We start from the raw sequence: 283 nt of genomic DNA, 5'->3' as shown, positions 1-283 counted from the left end.
CGGCGGCAAGCACCAGGTCGGGGCGAAAGTTGTTCTTGGCGCTGAGCATGTAGATGCCCAGTCCCTTCGCCGCGCCCGCATATTCGGCGAAGATCGCGCCGACCACCGCATAGGTGATGGATATTCTCAAGCCGGCGAAGAAATAGGGCAGCGCCGAGGGCAGCCGGGCGAGCCAAAAGATGCGCCAGCGCCCTGCCCCCATGGCAGCGAGCATCTGGCTGATTTCCGGGCTCGTGGCGGCATAGCCTTCGACCAGAGCTACCATCATCGGGAAGAAGGTGAC

At 63.3% G+C, this 283-nt stretch carries 1 protein-coding gene; it reads right to left on the bottom strand.

From position 1 onward, the window contains the following. A partial coding sequence (locus EN853_RS33675) for an ABC transporter permease subunit (RefSeq protein WP_135861388.1) occupies positions 1-283 on the bottom strand: 283 nt, incomplete at both ends.

Origin of the sequence: Mesorhizobium sp. M1C.F.Ca.ET.210.01.1.1 (assembly GCF_004791585.1) — a bacterium.
Taxonomy (GTDB): domain Bacteria; phylum Pseudomonadota; class Alphaproteobacteria; order Rhizobiales; family Rhizobiaceae; genus Mesorhizobium.
The sequence above is the reverse complement of the archived record's forward strand: the minus strand, read 5'-3'. Positions and strand labels throughout refer to the sequence as shown.